The 942-nt window shown below is 64.0% G+C and carries 1 protein-coding gene and 1 pseudogene; both read right to left on the reverse strand.

Translation table 11 applies throughout. The annotated features are described in order from the left end of the window. Nucleotides 1-35: 35 nt before the first annotated feature. Nucleotides 36-473 (reverse strand): annotated as a pseudogene (locus A5789_RS23015) (ATP-binding protein); the annotation flags it as partial. A 182-nt stretch (nucleotides 474-655) separates the two neighbouring features. Next, nucleotides 656-877 carry a hypothetical protein gene (locus A5789_RS36815; protein WP_064903081.1) on the reverse strand — a complete coding sequence of 74 codons (222 nt, stop codon included), beginning with the start codon at nucleotides 875-877 and terminating at the stop codon, nucleotides 656-658. Between the last annotated feature and the right edge of the window lie 65 nt (nucleotides 878-942).

A 942-nucleotide genomic window follows, 5' to 3' on the forward strand; every position in this document is an offset into this window, starting at 1 on the left:
GCTCATCGAAATGCCCCACCCGTGAGCGGTCCTGATTATAGGGGTTCGCGGTTTCCGGTCGTGGCCCGGCGGAGGTTGTCGGCGGTGGCTTGGTGGTCGCGTAGCCGGTAGGAATCGCCGTCGAGTTTGAGGACCACCGAGCGATGTAGGAGCCGGTCGAGCATGGCCGCGGCGATGATGGTGTCGCCGAGGACTTCGCCCCATTCGGAGACGCTGCGGTTAGTGGTGATCACGATCGATGTCTTCAAGTACCGTTGCGCGACAACCTGAAACAGTGCTGATGCCGCCTCTGCAGGTAACGGCAGGTATCCCAGTTCGTCGATCGCCAGGAGCGTTGGTCCGGCGTAGAAACGCATGCAGGTGGCCCACCGGCCTTCGATCGCAGCTTTGTGGCAGCGGGCCGCCAAATCGGCGGCGGTGGTGACATAGGTGCGGTAGCCGGCGTGCACCGCAGCCCGGGCTAGACCCAAGGCCGCTCAGTTTGGTGTGCTGCCGGGTTGTCAACCGGGTAGCACGCGCACGCTGATGTGGGTTTGGTAGATGGTCCGGTCGATCACCCCCTTGGCGCGGTGTTTGGAGATTGCCCGTTTGACCACGCGAAGGCTGCTGCGGGGCCGGCGATGTGGGAGCAGGTCAGCGCGCACGGCCCGCCCGATCACACCGACGATATCGACAGTCGCGCCGGTGATGACCCGGCCGCATGGACGAGCTGGTCGCGGGCGGTCTGCAAAGCGACGGTGAAACTGCCCCGGTCCGCGACCATGCCCGGTGTGGCCAGCGCGGTATCGGCGATCGCGGTCCGCAACGCCTGGTAGGTGATCAGCAACGCGTAGACCTCCTGCGCGACATCGTCGGCAGTACGCGCCGAGGGTGTCACGAGAACCGTGTAAGTCCGAAGCTAGTTCGGTACTAAATCTATTCTAGCACAATGGCCTTCGGATA

It is taken from the genome of Nocardia sp. 852002-51101_SCH5132738, from assembly GCF_001665695.1.
Taxonomy (GTDB): domain Bacteria; phylum Actinomycetota; class Actinomycetes; order Mycobacteriales; family Mycobacteriaceae; genus Nocardia; species Nocardia nova.